Raw genomic sequence first — 14957 nt, forward strand, 5'->3', positions numbered from 1 at the left:
TTATTTTACGATTTCAGCATCAATAACTTGAGTACCTCTGTATTTTTGTTCAGCTTCCCAGAGTAAAAATTTGTCAACCTCTTTGATAAGTTTAGGAATCGTCAGTGAAAGTACTGCCAGATCGTCCATCACTCCAAGCACCGGTATGGCAAATTCAGGAAGCAGATCAATGGGGGAGATGACATATAAAATACCCAGTAAAGGAAGAATAATGTCTATGGATTTCATTGGATAGATCCCTTTTCTCCACATTTTGACCATTCTGAAAATATCTGGAATCTTTTTTACAAACCCCTTGTGATTGATGGCTTCCTTTGCAAGATTTAATTTTGAATATTTCATTTTGTGTTTGGATTTAATAAATTTTTCAACGGTATAAATTTCACAAATCCTGTACCAACAAATTATAAAATTTAGTTAAAATATTATTTGATAATATTGTCAATGAACTGATGTACAGTCTCTGTGTTCCAGTCTTTTGTAGCATCTTCTTTAATGAGGATTCTTCCGTGCTTGTCCAAAAGGAAAGTGGTAGGGAATACTTTTGGAAGAATCTTCTCAGAAATTGGACTTTGGGCAATATATACAGGAACGGTATAGTTGTTTTCTTTCAAAAATTTCCTTACATCCTCTTCTTTGTCATTCATAGCGATCAATACAAAATCTACATGATCTTTTCTGGAGTCATACAGCTTCTGGATAGAGGGCCATTCTTTTCTGCATGGCGGGCACCATGTTCCCCAGAAGTTAAGGAAAATACCTTTGTCTTTAAAGTTTTTAAGGTTGGTGCTGGGCGCATTGATTCCCTTAAGCTCTATATCGTAATCTTCATCAGTGATGTGGACCGCATTTTCAATGGTGGCAACCGGAAAGAAAGTGTCCTTCAGAAAATTTCTTACTCCCGGTATCAACGCAATACCTGCGATAATGACGATCAATACAAGATAAATGACGTTTTTTTTCATGTTTCTTTTTTATAGAAGATCTAAAATTTCCTGAACTGCGTCTTTACCTCTGTTTTTGGCATAATATATCTGCAGGTCATTATAGAAAGTGTCTTTGGGGTACGCTTCAGGATCCGCTTTATATTTCATTAAAAGCTCATATCCATATTTTGGGCGCGGTCCCCATGAATTTTTTACATTCAGATCTTTATCGAGGATCAGCACTTTAGGAATAGATTCTGTACCATTGGTCAGGAACTGATTGATTAAGCTTTTATCACTGTCTCTAAGGAAAACCCTTACTTCATTGTGGCCTTCAAAAAATCTGAAAACAGCAGGAACTGTTGCACTGGCATCTCCGCACCATGCCTCGGAAATAATTAAAATCTTTCCGTCAAATTTTTTGGCAGCAAGTTCTTTCAGCTGATCTTCATCCGGAACATATTTTTTTACCGTTCTGTCCATTCTCTGAAGACCCAGTTCATAATATTGTTTATAATCAGCTTCCTGTTGATTGGAAGGATTTTCTAATCTTTCTTTTGCAATCTGAAGATATTCTTCAAATGAAATTCCTTTATCCCAGTAATTTTTCATTACCAAAAATATTTATGTTAAAAATTATTGATATTTCTTGTTTTGTTGATCAGAAACAGATCTGCCAGTACAAAAGCAGCAAGGCTTTCTACCACAGGAACCGCCCTTGGAACTACACATGGATCGTGACGTCCTTTTCCTTCTACCACCACAGGATTTCCATCTTTATCAATACTGTCCTGAGGTCTCAAAATAGTTGCCACAGGTTTGAAAGCCACACGGAAATAAATATCCATTCCGTTGGAAATTCCACCCTGAATACCACCTGAAAGGTTCGATTTAGTAGTGAAATCTGTATTGAAAGCATCATTGTGCTCTTTTCCTGTCATTTTAGCTCCGCAGAAACCGCTTCCATATTCAAAGCCCTTGCAGGCATTGATATTCAGCATTGCCTTGGCCAGTTCAGCCTGAAGTTTTGAGAATATAGGTTCCCCAATTCCTACAGGAACATTTTTGATGACACATGTAATAGTTCCTCCAATGGTATTTCCTTCTTTTTTGATCTCTTTGATTTTCGCAATCATTTTTTCTGCTGTCTCAGCATCTGGGCAGCGAACATCATTGTTTTCCGTTTGAGAAAAATCTAAAGCCTGATAAGGTTTCTCACAGAAAATATCACCTACAGAAGAAACGTATGCGTTGATCTCAATGTCAGGTAAAAGCTGCTTGGCAAGAGCTCCTGCCACTACCCAGTTCATGGTTTCTCTGGCAGAAGATTTTCCACCACCACGATGATCTCTGAAACCAAATTTCTGATCATAAGTAAAATCAGCATGACTTGGACGATACGCTCCAGCTATATGGTCATAATCTTTTGATTTCTGATTTTCGTTTTCAATGATAAAACCAATTGGGGTACCTGTTGTTTTTCCATCAAAGATTCCTGAAAGAAACTTTACAGTGTCGCTTTCTTTTCTTTGTGTAACGATTGCTGACTGGCCCGGTTTTCTTCGGTTCAGTTCGTACTGAACTTTATCGAGATCTACCTTTAAACCTGCCGGAAAATTATTGATGATACCGCCATAAGCCACTCCGTGACTTTCTCCAAATGTTGTAAGACTAAGAAGATTACCTAATGTGTTGAACATGATACAAAAATACCTATTTTTCTTCAGATAATAAAGTTTCCGGATTTGTTCTATTTATCAGTGCTTTTGATATTATTGATAACATTTTGAGCTTCTTTTTTTTCTTCTGCGGTCATTTTTTTCCAGATAATTCCTTTTTTTATATCATTTTTATCAGAAAGTTGTGGAAAAATGCCTGCTTTTACATCATCAAAAATATAAAAAGGAGTGACAGCTGGAATAGGAGTATCAAAACTGTAGGGATAATTATATGAAACATTAAATTTAAAATTCCCGACTTTAAATGTATTGAACTGGTGGTAGTGGTAAGTGGATGGCCTGTAAAGCTGCTCTTTTTCAAATCCTGTCATAAAACTTCCCATACGGAAGCTTGGAATGGATCTTTGAATGATTTCTGGAAAAGATAAAATTGAAATAAAAAATAGGCTGAGCACCGAAAAAACAACAATGGATTTCTTTTGATTGAAATATTCATGAAACAGAACAAAGAATATTACAAAAAAAACGTCGAGAAAAAATCTGTATTGGGCTGAAAAAATAAGTACCAATATGCTCTTTGTCCATAATGCAATACAAATGAAGGTGATGAGTTTTCTTTTTTTTACTCCGGCAAATATTGTGAAAATAACCAGGCTCAGAATAAAAAGAATATTAATTTTTGATTTAATTCCATCAAGAGATAACCAGTTTAAAATATAACCTGCTGTTGAAAACTTTTGAATTTCTTCATAAGAGTATTGCATGTCATATGTTTTCATTACAGCAAATTGTGATGATATTTTTAAAACTTCAGGATTGGGTTTCCAGGGCAGTCCCAGATCACCTATTGCAACAGGAAAGACCGGATACCCGAATGTCCAGATATTTTTAATGAAGAATACAAAGAGAATTAAAAATCCTGAAAGCAAATGTTTAAGGCCAGATTTTAAAATAAAAACAGTGTGTAATAGAACGAGGATTGGCAGCCATATCATGGTAGGCTTTACGGCAAAAACAAATACAGCAAAGACAAAAAGGAGAGAGGTGTTTTTATTTCCGGATATCAGTTCATCCAAAATAATCAATGAAAAAATAATAACGGGAAGATCAGGGCTTGGAGATTGTGAAAACAACAGCAATACCGGAAGAAAACAAAGATGTATCCATCTCTTTCTTTCAACAGTATAAAGGATATAGATAATCAGCAATACTGTATTGATCCTTAAAAACGGATCTGAAAAGTTTGAAAACCCAGCCTGGAAAATATGCCAGACAGACATTTGTCCTAATGTAAGATCTATATTTGAGATTCCTTTTACCAGACCATATTCTGTAAGCCATTTAATGGTAGGAACATAATATCCGAAATGATCTAATATATAAGGATAAAACGAACCTGTGAACAGGATAATCAATACAGTGAAGCTGATGAGTAATGTATCTTTTTTTGAAAAGTGATAAAGCTTTTGATAGAGCTTATTTTTTAAAAAAAAGAATAATCCTAGAAGTATAGAAACTGTTTCTGCATAAATATCTAAAGGCATAAAAAAAGAAAAAACAGTCCATATTAAGCTTATTCCAACGATCCCGGACAGAATTTTCCCGGAGATTCCCTGAAATAAAAATCCCGATAGATTTTCCATAATTTCTCCCCATCCGATTAAGACAGGGATGATGAAAAGTGAAGAAAACAGAATCAGTAACATAAAAAAAGATTGCTTAAAAATAAGCAATCTTTATTTTATATTGTACGGTTAAATTATTTATTAACGAGGCTGTACTCTTCCATCTTTTCTGTCCTGTGATCTACCAATAGTATATCCTGTAGCACCTCCTACAACACCACCGATTACAGCACCCAATCCTCTGTTTTTCTTAGCAACTAGGGCTCCTACAGCGGCTCCGCCTACAGTACCAATGACAGTTCCCTTGGCAGCCTTACTCCATCCTTTTTTCTGAGTAGTTCCCTGTGAAGTACCACTTCCGTTATTGGCATAGCTTCCGTTACTGCTTCCTCCAGAGGAATTTGAGCTCCTGTCTCTGTATATTGTTCTTGTTTCTCTAATAACTCTTGGTTTTGAATTACTTTCAGCTGCAGCTCTTGCTTTTTTGCTTTCTGATATACTGTCTGCTTTTTTCTGAGCTTCGTATACCATTTTTTCTTTTTCAATAGCCAGTTTCTGCTTTTCTATTTCAAGCTGTCTGGCCTGAAATTCAAGTTTTTGCTCTTCCAGTAACTTTTCGGCTGTTCTGTCATCTTTCTTGCAGGCTGTCATCAAAAATACAGATAAAAAACCTGCTAATATTATCTTTTTCATAATTCAAATTTTATAAACTAAACCAAAGTAACTTTGATTTTAGTTTATTTTCAATTATGAAGCCAAATTTTAGTTAATAAATGTTAAAGTTGAAAATGGAAAAGTGAAATAATTTTGGATTCTATTGAATTTTGTACTGTAGATAAGGAATTTTGAATGATTTAATATATATTTTTATAGTAATAATTTTTTGTTCCCATCAAGTTAAATTTTCCATCAGAATTCATTAGCATTTCAGATCCTTCAATGTTTTTTAAGTATTTGTAAGTTTTATTTCACTCAAAATTTTTATTGAATTCATATAAGTTGACTATTTTTGAACACCAAATTACTTTTTAACATGAAAAAAACAATTTTTACAGTATCAGCGTTTATTGGATTGCTGACTGTTACCACATCGTTTTCCTCCACGGAAATAAAAAAAAATAACAATAACTGCTCAGAAGTTTCTGACAGAATGCCGGAAACTCAGACTTATAAAATCCGTTATGGGCTTCTTTCAAAAAGCGGAACAAAAATTCTTTCGGGAAATTATGATGTCGGCAGTTTTCTTGCTGAAAATATGGCTACCGGAGAAGTATATGATACGTATTATGGAGGTGGTTTTCAGTCTGTTCCACAGTATTATGACGGTCTTCCTGCCGGAACCTATACGTTTTCTGCGATGCAGGGACAGGGAGGCTGGGTAGGTTATGGAACGGTAGTTGCTACTGTTTCAGATGCTCAGGTAGATTCAGATGGGTATATTACCGTGTATATTCCTATTATTTGGGAGGAATAACCTTGCGGGCAAAGAAATATTTAACTAAATTTACCCATTCCAGAAATGAAGATTTTTTTATTATTAAATAATTTTTTTGGATTTTATTTTATTTAATCAATTTTTTATATTGAATAAAAACTAATAGAACGCCGGGATAGTTTAAATTATTTATATTTTGTAATCTTCAGGATAGTTTGATTCTTATAGAAGTATTCATTCTCTTATTCCATATTATTATATCTTATTTTTCGATCCGAGAAATATTATAATAGGGTTGTATTGAATGATTCTGCAATATTCTGTTTGGATTTTTCTAAATAGATTTTTTTCATCATTTGTGTTTTTTAGGCCTCCGTCAGGAGGCCGTTTCTTTTTCATGAGCTGCGTTTGCTGCTTTTTATTCAGCATTTATAATAAATTGAGAATAACTTTTCGTGCTATTTTATCGATGAACCAAAGAAATACTTATTGAAAAGAAACAATAATTTTATGACTGTACTCATAAAATTAAAAAAAAGACTGATATAACTTTGACGTTAGAATTAATAGATAAAATAATTTTTATCTCTGATATAAAATTTTTTTTCATCATTTGTGTTTTTTGAGGCCTCCATTTTTGGGGGCTTTTTGATATGTTGAGCTGATGTGTCATACATCAAAAAGAATTCTGCCGTCAAAAGGAGTATCCCAGATGATCAAAATTTTATCATTTGATTTTCGTAAAGGAGTCTGAATGATTTCATAGCTTCCCTTTTCAGTCAGTTTTTCTACGATAAGATTAGATCCTACACCTATTTCGCTTATCGTGTATTCCAGCTGATATTCTTTCTCACCGGACTTTTTAAAGTCTTTTTTACTGAAAATTCTTTGCGCCATGATGATTAAATTTTAAGTTATTTGATTTAAATAAAGAATAAATTATGCCAATTTGTTTTTTTGTGATATTTTTGGAGCAGACAATAAAGCATATAAAATTTTTATTGACTGAATATCAATTTTATTTTATTAAAATGTAAATTATTTTATTTTTAATAATTTTGCCCAGATGTTAGATTTATTTGAATTAATTATAAACAATTATAATTGGCTTTTTAAAGCTTCAATTAAATCGGTTTAAAATGCTGAATTGATCAATGTCGTGTCATAATTTTTTTTTTCAATTATTGGCATTCTTGGCACGATTTTTCAATATAGAAATGTAACTCATGTTTAATTTGAGTTTTCATGGTTATTAGTTTTTATCCTCGGAATTTCCGGGGATTTTTTTTTGACCTTATATGACGGTGCTCATAAATAGCATGTTTATACATCCTTATCTTTGGATGAGATAATTTTCTATCTACCATTACTTTTTGCATTATTTATTTAGCTCTTCCAATTACAGAAGAGCTTGTTTTTTTATACATGACAAATAATATAAAGATTAGGGAGGTGACTTATTAAATAAAAAATCACTCAGAAAAGGGAATGGCAGAGTGAAAAAGTGATTTAATAACCGAGCGTTATGATCCATTTTTTATCCAATAAGAATCTGAGGAAGATTATAATGCCGTCAGTACACTTCTTGTTTAAAATTAATTCAATAGAGAGTTATTCTCTTTCTGTTTCTTTGATCCATCTTTTAACAGTGTTTTTTATTAGCTTGTAAAAGCCATAAATGCTAGAGAAGATGATTAACAGTAATACAATTGCTGAAATTATAATATGTGTTGAGGATATTGCTAAAAACATGGTTATTATTATAGAATATGATTTTTCTACAAATATAAAGATATCTATGTAGATCAGTGGATTGCTGTTGCGTTTTCATATGAATGTATAATAAGTTATTGGAAATGTTTCCTGTTTATGAAGTAAAAAGTATTACACGAAGAAGTAGTGCTAAGATTAAGTAAGCTACCAAGACACGAAAAATAGGAGATCAGTCTCAAAAGCTGGGGCTTGGCTTCGTTAGCAAAAACAAAAAACCTCTAAGTTAACTTAGAGGTTTTTTTGAGGTACCTAGCGGATTCGAACCGCTGTAGATGGTGTTGCAGACCACTGCCTAGCCGCTCGGCCAAAGTACCATTTTTACCATTTTTGAGGTGTGCAAATATAGTAAAAATTCTTTATGAACAAAAGTTTTTAAGCAATTTCTTTCGTTCCCAGAGCCTCAATTTCGCTTTTTGCTTGAATTTCAGCCTGATAATTTTTGATGTTAATTACCCGTGTTTCGCTCCATTTATCATGCCAGCCGTTTTCACCCAAAAAAGAAAGTATATCAAAAGGAACCAATCTGGAAATATTCCTGATAAAATAATCATTGAAAGTAGGTTGAGTACCATCTATACAAACGACTTTACTTCCTGTAATATACTTGCCGATAGTCCTTCCTTTGGTAAAGTATTCCATCAGAAGTGCATAAGTGAAATATACTATAGAGGTAATCAGTATATCCCAAAATCTATTTACTTGTGACAGTTTCATAGTGATATTGAGAAAAAGATCACTTCCTGTTACATTAAATATTAGGGCTGAAATTGCTCCAAAAGCAATAAAAATAAGCAGGATAATGATTCTGTCAATGATAAGATTAGCCAATCTTGTCAACTTCTGAGCTCGGTTTCGATCTACAGTTATTAAATATTTTCTCATGATCGGTTATTAGTTTTGTTTTTTTGAAATTTTAAAATCCGTTAACAAGTAATTTTAATGAAGCGTTTGTGTCAATAACGGCTGTGATTCCTGTATTGCTGAGCAGGATTTTGCTGGGCTTAAGATTGAAAACCTTTCCATTCATTTTTAATCCTTTATAATATTCTTTGTTAAAGGCTTCTTCAATACTTTTTCTTGAAGTTTCTTCCAGTTCCTGAGTTGGAATGCCATATTCTTCTTCAATCATTTTTACAATTTTCCCCTGGAATAAAAGAGATGCCGTTTTCTGTAAAATATTGGTTGTTTTCAGTTTAAACTTAGTTTCTGATAAAACAATTTTTCTTTTCGTTTCATCATACACCGGAATTCCTGAAATAATGGAAGTCCCTTTTATATAACCTTCAGTCTGTGCTTCAATGACCACTCTGTTATCCACACCATAGACTCTGATATCTGTTACTTTCACTTTAGAGTCGCGCACATCAAATTCTTTGTTTAAAAAGGTTTTTCTTGCCATGTTGCTTGCCTCTGTAAAAGGAATATTGGCGGTGGTCTGTAAAATAAATCTGTCTGCAACGGTAGGCGTTGTGTTGAAATTGGCAACGCTGGTTACCGGTGAAGAGGCTGCAGGCTTATTTCCTGTAAACGTTTCGGAAAAAATGTCAACACCAAGCGTGGCATTGATCTGATTTCCGTAAAATTTCAAAGGGGTAATATTGACCCCCACCGGACTTACTTTCAGCCACGTATTGTATTCTTCGGAAATATTGAAGGGCTGCAGAAAAGTATTCCACGCCATTAGGGCATACTGCTGGAAGTTCAGTTGTGTAGCCATCTGCTGATCTATTGTTTTGCAGAATTTTTCCTGTTGCTCCTTGAGGCTTTTTTCAACGATAGAAGTAATCGGGATCTGTATTCTTCCATAATCCAGCACAGGTTTGGTTACCCATCTGAAACCATTAGGCTGGGTATTGGTAATAATAGTCCAGTTGTTTTTAAAAGTAACCGTTGTATTGAATGACATGACGGTTTCAAAAGTGGTATTCTGATAGGTGTAGACCCCCAATGTTCCGATTCCTTTTTCTGCCCATATTTTTAATGGAACTTCAATCAACAGATTCTGGTTTGTTCCACCTACAAGACGGATAGGTCTTGTTTTCCATACTTTTACTTTAAACTGATCATTGTTATTGTCTGTATAGGAATCATCCTGGTAAATGAGATCTTTCACAGAAGCATTGATCATATTGCTTAATTCCGAAAGAGGAATGGTCACAGGCATTGTGATACTGGACTTTATCTTTGGGAAATTATAAGCTGCCAACTGATTATCAGCACCGGTCTGGCCAAAAGCGCTGATTCCGGCTACTAAAAATAATATTTTAACGAATTTCAATTTGTATGTTTTTTAATCAACGAAAATAGGAATTTTAATTTTCCGGTTTAAAGCTTTTTTCCAACTCAATGCTGGCCCCTTTCATTTCTCCCTGCATTGGAGGAGCTGTTTTAGTAATTTTTAATTTGATATAATCGACCTGTGGAAAACTGTTGTGGATCTTTGCGATAATTCTTCCACCCACATGTTCCAGCAATTTAGATTTTATTTTCATTTCGCTGTGAAGGATATCGTTGATGTCTGCATAGCTTATGGTGTCATGCAAATCATCAGATTCAGCAGCTTTCCACAGGTCGGTATGAAGTTCTGTGTTCAGAATATAATACGTTCCGATAATGTTTTCTTCAGGAAGCACACCATGGTATGCATATATTCTTACATCTTCAAGATATATTTTGCTCATTGTTTCAGATTTTATGAAGCAAAAATCGTCTTAATTCTTCAAAATCTGAATGTATTTCTACAGTTTTTTTCTCCTTTTTCATAAGCTCATTCAGTGAGTCCGGAATTTCAATCTGTGTATGGATTGATTTTTCCACTGCATCCGGGAATTTTACCGGGTGAGCAGTACCCAGAATAAATCCTTTTTGCTCTGGATTTTCCTGCAGATATTTTTCCGTTGCAGCAAAAGCAACGGCGCTGTGGGGTTCCAGAATATATCCATATTTCTCATAAACTTCTCTAATGGTACTCATGGTTTGATCATCAGCAATGGAATAAGCAGATATTTTATTTTTTAAAGTTTCAAATTGGTATCCGAAAAGTTCCAGAATTCTCACAAAATTACTTGGATCTCCCACATCCATAGCATTGGATAGAGTAGCAACTGCTTTTTGTGGCTGGTAATTTTGGGTTTTAAAATAATCTGGAATTACATGATTGGCATTACAGGCCGCAACAAAATGACTGGCAGGTAATCCTCTGAAGTAGGCCAGCAGCCCGGCGCAGATATTTCCGAAATTTCCACTTGGAACACCGATTACGGGTTTTTCATTATGATGTTGAATCCACTGTTTCAATGCTATTAAATAATATATCTGTTGAGGAAGCCATCTTGCGACATTGATTGAATTGGCAGACGTCAAAAATAAGTGACTGTTAATTGTTGGGTCGGAAAAAGCCTGCTTAACAAGGTTCTGGCAATCATCAAAACTGCCATTTACTTCCAGTGCAGAAATATTTTCTCCCAATGCTGTCAGCTGTTTCTCCTGAACCGGGCTTACCCTGTTTTTCGGATAAAGAATGACCACATTGATTTGTGGGATTTTATAAAATCCGTGAGCAACAGCTCCTCCTGTATCTCCGGAAGTAGCTACAAGAACAGTGACCTTTTTCTGCTCATCCTTTAGAAAATAAGACAGACAGCGGCTCATAAATCTGGCGCCAATATCTTTAAAGGCAAGGGTAGGACCATGAAACAGCTCCAATATGGAGATCTGGGCATTGATTTTTACTAATGGAATCTCAAAACTGACCGTTTCTGTCACAATTTCTTTGAGTATTTCTGATGGAATCTCATCTCCAACAAAGCCTTTCATGCATTTGAATGCAATTTCTTCATTGGAATATTGGTGGAGATTTTGAATAAATTCTTCATGAAATTGAGGAATGCTTTCGGGAAAAAACAATCCTTTTTCCTTTCCCTGTCCTTTTATTGTTGCTTCTCTGAAATTTATTTTTTCCAGATGATCTTTCAAGTTATAATATTTCATTTCTGCTTTATTTTTCTTCTTTTTCTTCAATGATTTGAATTCCTGCGGGATTTATTTTTGAGACATAAACAAAACTTTCTATTTCAATTTTGTCATAGGCTGATTTCATCATCTGAGCAATTTTCTCTGCTGTTTCTTTTTGCTCTGACAGCATAAAAATAGAAGGTCCGGAACCCGAAATTCCTCCTCCCAAAGCTCCCAGCTGTAAACTCATCTCTTTGATGTCGTCAAATTTCGGGATCAGAATACTGCGGATAGGTTCTATGATGACATCATTGAGACTTCTTCCAATCAATGGGATGTCGTTTTTCTGAATTCCAGCGACCAACCCGGCTATATTTCCCCATTGTTCGACAGCACTTTTTAAACTGATATTTTTCTTTAAAATCTGTCTGGCATCTGAAGTTTTGACTTCCACCTGCGGATGTACAGCGGTTACAAACAGATCAGGGCTGCTTAAGGGAATAATATCAATAGGATTTGTAGATTTTACCAGGGTAATTCCTCCATAGATACAGGGAGCAATATTATCTGCATGTCTTACACCTGAAGCGAGTTCTTCCCCAAACATAGCAAAATGAACCATTTCTTCTTTTGACAGTTTGTTCCCTAGTAACAGATTGGCTCCAAAGGCGGCTCCAGCGGCACTTGCCGCACTGGAGCCGAGCCCGCTTCCAGGTTTTATATGCTTATGGATAATGACTTCAAAACCATTTTTCAGATTGAAATACTCCTGGATTTTTAACAGGACAACTCCTGCAACATTTCCGGAAGGCACCTCAGGGAGTCCGAATGAATCAGTGTGTTTTATGATAATATCCGGAGTATCCAGCCATCGGAATTGCATTTCGTCATAAGGCTCATGTACCGCCATTCCCAGAATATCGAATCCGCAGACCAGATTGGCAACAGTAGCGGGGACTTTTAATTTTATTTTCTTCATATCAATATTTTATATAGAACGGATAATATCTGCAAAAACGCCACTTGCCGTTACATCAGCTCCTGCACCGGCACCTTTTACGACCAAAGGCTGCTCGGAATATCTTAGGGTCTTGAAAATGACAATATTGTCTTTGCCATAAAGATGAAACAGGTCACTGTCGGGAGCAATATGCTGCAGTCCTACTTTGGCTTTTCCATCTTCAAACACAGCCACATATTTTAGTATTTTACCTTTGCTTTTAGCTTGATTCAGTAAATTCTTAAAATGATCTTCATAGGCAGTAAGCTTTTCGTAAAAATTTTCGACACTTCCCTGCATACATTCTTCCGGCAGAAAGCTCTTATTTTCGATTTCTTCAAACTGAAGCGGATACCCTGCCTCTCTTGCCAGAATTAAAATTTTTCTTGCCACATCGGTTCCGGACAGATCGAGTCTTGGGTCCGGTTCTGTATAGCCTTCCTTTTGGGCTTGTCGTACTACTTCAGAAAATGTTTTGCTGCCATCGTATTCATTAAAGACAAAATTTAATGTACCACTTAATACAGCCTTAAGGGATTGTATTTTATCTCCGCTTTTGATAAGGTCGTTGATGGTCCCTATGACAGGAAGCCCGGCCCCTACATTGGTTTCAAAATAAAAATTGCAGCTGTGATTTCTTGCCGTATTTTTTAGGGTTTTGTATTGTTTATAATCTGAGGAAGCAGCAATTTTATTACAGGCGACAATATTCACACTTCTTTTTAACAAACTTTCATAAATTTCCGGAACATCAGGACTTGCGGTTACATCAACGAAAACAGAGTTTCTAAGGTTTCTGCGGATGATTTCATCAGCAAATTCTCTGGAAGAAGCCTCCCCGCTTTGCTGATTCCAGGCAATGTAGTTTTCCTTCGGTATTCCCTGATCCGAAAATAGCATATGACGGCTGTTGGAAATTCCTGCAATTCTCAAATTGATTAAGAAATTTTCTTTTAAATAGTCGTTTTGGTCATAAATCTGCTGAATCAATTTTGAACCCACATTACCTGTTCCGCAGATGTAGAGATGGATCTGTTTAATCTCAGATTCAAAGAATTCTTCATGAAGTACATTTACTGCCTTTTTGCTGTCTTTTTCTGAAATGACAATGCTGATATTTCTTTCCGAAGAACCCTGTGCAATCGCCCTTATATTGACTCCGTTATTTCCAAGGCAACCGAACATTTTTGCACTTACTCCACTTCTGCTTTTCATGCTTTCTCCTACCAGCGCTACAATAGAAAGTCCGGTTTCAATTTTTACCGGATATACTCTTTTCAAATTGATATCATCAGCAAAAGAAAGATTGATAGCGTGTTCAGCACGTAGTGCCTCTTTTTTTTCAATGGCTATTGTAATAGAATGTTCCGAAGAACCCTGGGTAATAAGGATGACATTTATCTTTTCATGACTTAAACATTGGAATAATTTTGCTGAAACTCCTGGTATGCCAACCATCCCGCTTCCTTCCAGTGTGAGCAGAGCAATACTGTTCATATTGGAAATCCCTACGGCAATCTGCTTTTTATTTTCTGAAGATTTCAACTGATGAGAAATTAAAGTTCCCACTGCATCAGGTTCAAAAGTGTTTTTGATGATCAGGTCTATATTTTTCACCATGACAGGCTGGATGGAAGGCGGATAAAGTACTTTTGCCCCGAAATGAGACAGCTCCATAGCCTCATGATAAGATATTTCCGAAATGGGTTTGGCATTAGAAGCAAGGCGTGGATCGGCAGTCATCATTCCACTTACATCGGTCCAGATCTGAAGTTGTTCAGCAGGAATTGAAGCTGCCATAATAGAAGCAGTGTAATCGGAACCGCCTCTTCCTAATGTTGTTGCATTATTTTTTTTGTCACGGGCTATAAAACCGGGTCCTACGATGATACGGTTCTGGTTTTCAGTCAGAAATCTTATAATATTATCTTGTGTGCAGTTAAAGTCTACTTTTGCATGGGTAAAATTACTGTCTGTTATGATCAGATCTGCAGAGTTCATCCACATGCAGTCCAGTCCTTCATGCTGTAATCTTGCGGCAATGATTTTTGAAGACAGGAATTCTCCATAAGACGCAATCTTATCTTTGATTCTGTCTGTAAGTTCACCGAGAACAGCAATTCCGTTGCAGAGCTCTTCAATATCATTGAAATGTTTTTTTACAAAGCTAAGCCATGAACTTTGTTCTGCGATAGGGAAAAGTTCTTTGACTAAAGTAATATGTTTTTCTTCAAGATCCTGAACAATCTGAATATAGTTTTCATCTTTTACAGAAGCACATTCTGCTGCTTTTATCAATTGATCGGTAACACCATGCAATGCTGATACAATGACTACAACTTTGTTTTGTAAAGATTCCTGCTTTATGATTTTTTCCACCAGTAAGATATTTTGAGAATGGGCGACTGATGTTCCGCCAAATTTTAAAACTTTCATCAATTATTTATTTAAGGTTGGGTAAAAAGAAGTGTTTACTCTTTAAAAAAAGAGTACGGGTACCGGAAATAATATGTGAAAATTTACCCCGTTATGGGGTAGTTGTTGTAGTTGTGAATGTAGAAACAG

14 protein-coding genes and 1 tRNA gene are annotated in these 14957 nt (G+C 35.4%); 1 reads left to right on the forward strand and 14 read right to left on the reverse strand.

Features of this window, described 5'->3' with window-relative positions:
* The 6 genes from CRS_RS09980 to CRS_RS10005 form a co-directional block, all read right to left on the reverse strand.
* The gene (locus tag CRS_RS09980) at positions 1-342 is read right to left on the reverse strand and encodes a YkvA family protein (protein ID WP_142723885.1); all 342 of its coding nucleotides are present in this window, start codon (positions 340-342) and stop codon (positions 1-3) included.
* Positions 343-425: 83 nt separating this feature from the next.
* The gene (locus CRS_RS09985) at positions 426-965 is read right to left on the reverse strand and encodes a TlpA disulfide reductase family protein (RefSeq protein WP_142723886.1); all 540 of its coding nucleotides are present in this window, start codon (positions 963-965) and stop codon (positions 426-428) included.
* A gap of 9 nt (positions 966-974) precedes the next feature.
* Positions 975-1538: a thioredoxin family protein gene (locus CRS_RS09990; RefSeq protein WP_142723887.1), complete on the reverse strand. Its 564-nt coding sequence runs from the start codon at positions 1536-1538 to the stop codon at positions 975-977.
* A gap of 17 nt (positions 1539-1555) precedes the next feature.
* Positions 1556-2626 (reverse strand): chorismate synthase, encoded by a 1071-nt coding sequence (gene aroC, locus CRS_RS09995; RefSeq protein WP_142723888.1) that lies wholly within the window; start codon positions 2624-2626, stop codon positions 1556-1558.
* Positions 2627-2676: 50 nt separating this feature from the next.
* Entirely contained in the window at positions 2677-4311 is a 1635-nt protein-coding gene (locus CRS_RS10000; RefSeq protein ID WP_172617032.1) for a hypothetical protein, read from the reverse strand.
* 60 nt (positions 4312-4371) lie between these two features.
* On the reverse strand, positions 4372-4923 hold the full coding sequence (locus CRS_RS10005; RefSeq protein ID WP_142723889.1) for a YMGG-like glycine zipper-containing protein: 552 nt from the start codon (positions 4921-4923) through the stop codon (positions 4372-4374).
* A gap of 340 nt (positions 4924-5263) precedes the next feature.
* On the opposite strand from CRS_RS10005, the gene CRS_RS10010 reads away from it, so the two are divergent.
* Positions 5264-5704: a hypothetical protein gene (locus tag CRS_RS10010; RefSeq protein ID WP_142723890.1), complete on the forward strand. Its 441-nt coding sequence runs from the start codon at positions 5264-5266 to the stop codon at positions 5702-5704.
* 630 nt (positions 5705-6334) lie between these two features.
* Here CRS_RS10010 and CRS_RS10015 read toward each other — a convergent pair.
* The 8 genes from CRS_RS10015 to thrA form a co-directional block, all read right to left on the reverse strand.
* Positions 6335-6562 (reverse strand): glutathione synthase, encoded by a 228-nt coding sequence (locus CRS_RS10015; protein WP_142723891.1) that lies wholly within the window; start codon positions 6560-6562, stop codon positions 6335-6337.
* A gap of 1119 nt (positions 6563-7681) precedes the next feature.
* A tRNA-Cys gene (locus tag CRS_RS10020) sits at positions 7682-7752 on the reverse strand.
* 58 nt (positions 7753-7810) lie between these two features.
* Positions 7811-8320, reverse strand: coding sequence for an RDD family protein (locus tag CRS_RS10025; protein WP_142723892.1), 510 nt, complete (start codon positions 8318-8320; stop codon positions 7811-7813).
* A 31-nt stretch (positions 8321-8351) separates the two neighbouring features.
* Positions 8352-9716, reverse strand: coding sequence for a DUF4403 family protein (locus tag CRS_RS10030; protein WP_142723893.1), 1365 nt, complete (start codon positions 9714-9716; stop codon positions 8352-8354).
* Between the two features lie 34 nt (positions 9717-9750).
* The gene (gene folB / locus CRS_RS10035) at positions 9751-10119 is read right to left on the reverse strand and encodes a dihydroneopterin aldolase (protein ID WP_142723894.1); all 369 of its coding nucleotides are present in this window, start codon (positions 10117-10119) and stop codon (positions 9751-9753) included.
* A 4-nt stretch (positions 10120-10123) separates the two neighbouring features.
* Positions 10124-11428 (reverse strand): threonine synthase, encoded by a 1305-nt coding sequence (thrC, locus tag CRS_RS10040; RefSeq protein ID WP_142723895.1) that lies wholly within the window; start codon positions 11426-11428, stop codon positions 10124-10126.
* Between the two features lie 7 nt (positions 11429-11435).
* Entirely contained in the window at positions 11436-12371 is a 936-nt protein-coding gene (locus CRS_RS10045; protein WP_142723896.1) for a homoserine kinase, read from the reverse strand.
* Between the two features lie 9 nt (positions 12372-12380).
* Entirely contained in the window at positions 12381-14828 is a 2448-nt protein-coding gene (thrA, locus tag CRS_RS10050) for a bifunctional aspartate kinase/homoserine dehydrogenase I (RefSeq protein ID WP_142723897.1), read from the reverse strand.
* Between the last annotated feature and the right edge of the window lie 129 nt (positions 14829-14957).

Source organism: Chryseobacterium sp. ON_d1 (assembly GCF_006829085.1).
Lineage (GTDB): Bacteria > Bacteroidota > Bacteroidia > Flavobacteriales > Weeksellaceae > Chryseobacterium.

Excerpts from the sequence above, each read along its gene's own strand:
- CRS_RS09980 (WP_142723885.1), bottom strand. The coding sequence starts at position 342 with ATGAAATATTCAAAATTAAATCTTGCAAAGGAAGCCATCAATCACAAG.
- CRS_RS09985 (WP_142723886.1), bottom strand. The coding sequence starts at position 965 with ATGAAAAAAAACGTCATTTATCTTGTATTGATCGTCATTATCGCAGGT.
- CRS_RS09990 (WP_142723887.1), bottom strand. The coding sequence starts at position 1,538 with ATGAAAAATTACTGGGATAAAGGAATTTCATTTGAAGAATATCTTCAG.
- aroC (WP_142723888.1), bottom strand. The coding sequence starts at position 2,626 with ATGTTCAACACATTAGGTAATCTTCTTAGTCTTACAACATTTGGAGAA.
- CRS_RS10000 (WP_172617032.1), bottom strand. The coding sequence starts at position 4,311 with ATGTTACTGATTCTGTTTTCTTCACTTTTCATCATCCCTGTCTTAATC.
- CRS_RS10005 (WP_142723889.1), bottom strand. The coding sequence starts at position 4,923 with ATGAAAAAGATAATATTAGCAGGTTTTTTATCTGTATTTTTGATGACA.
- CRS_RS10010 (WP_142723890.1), top strand. The coding sequence starts at position 5,264 with ATGAAAAAAACAATTTTTACAGTATCAGCGTTTATTGGATTGCTGACT.
- CRS_RS10015 (WP_142723891.1), bottom strand. The coding sequence starts at position 6,562 with ATGGCGCAAAGAATTTTCAGTAAAAAAGACTTTAAAAAGTCCGGTGAG.
- CRS_RS10025 (WP_142723892.1), bottom strand. The coding sequence starts at position 8,320 with ATGAGAAAATATTTAATAACTGTAGATCGAAACCGAGCTCAGAAGTTG.
- folB (WP_142723894.1), bottom strand. The coding sequence starts at position 10,119 with ATGAGCAAAATATATCTTGAAGATGTAAGAATATATGCATACCATGGT.
- thrC (WP_142723895.1), bottom strand. The coding sequence starts at position 11,428 with ATGAAATATTATAACTTGAAAGATCATCTGGAAAAAATAAATTTCAGA.
- CRS_RS10045 (WP_142723896.1), bottom strand. The coding sequence starts at position 12,371 with ATGAAGAAAATAAAATTAAAAGTCCCCGCTACTGTTGCCAATCTGGTC.
- thrA (WP_142723897.1), bottom strand. The coding sequence starts at position 14,828 with ATGAAAGTTTTAAAATTTGGCGGAACATCAGTCGCCCATTCTCAAAAT.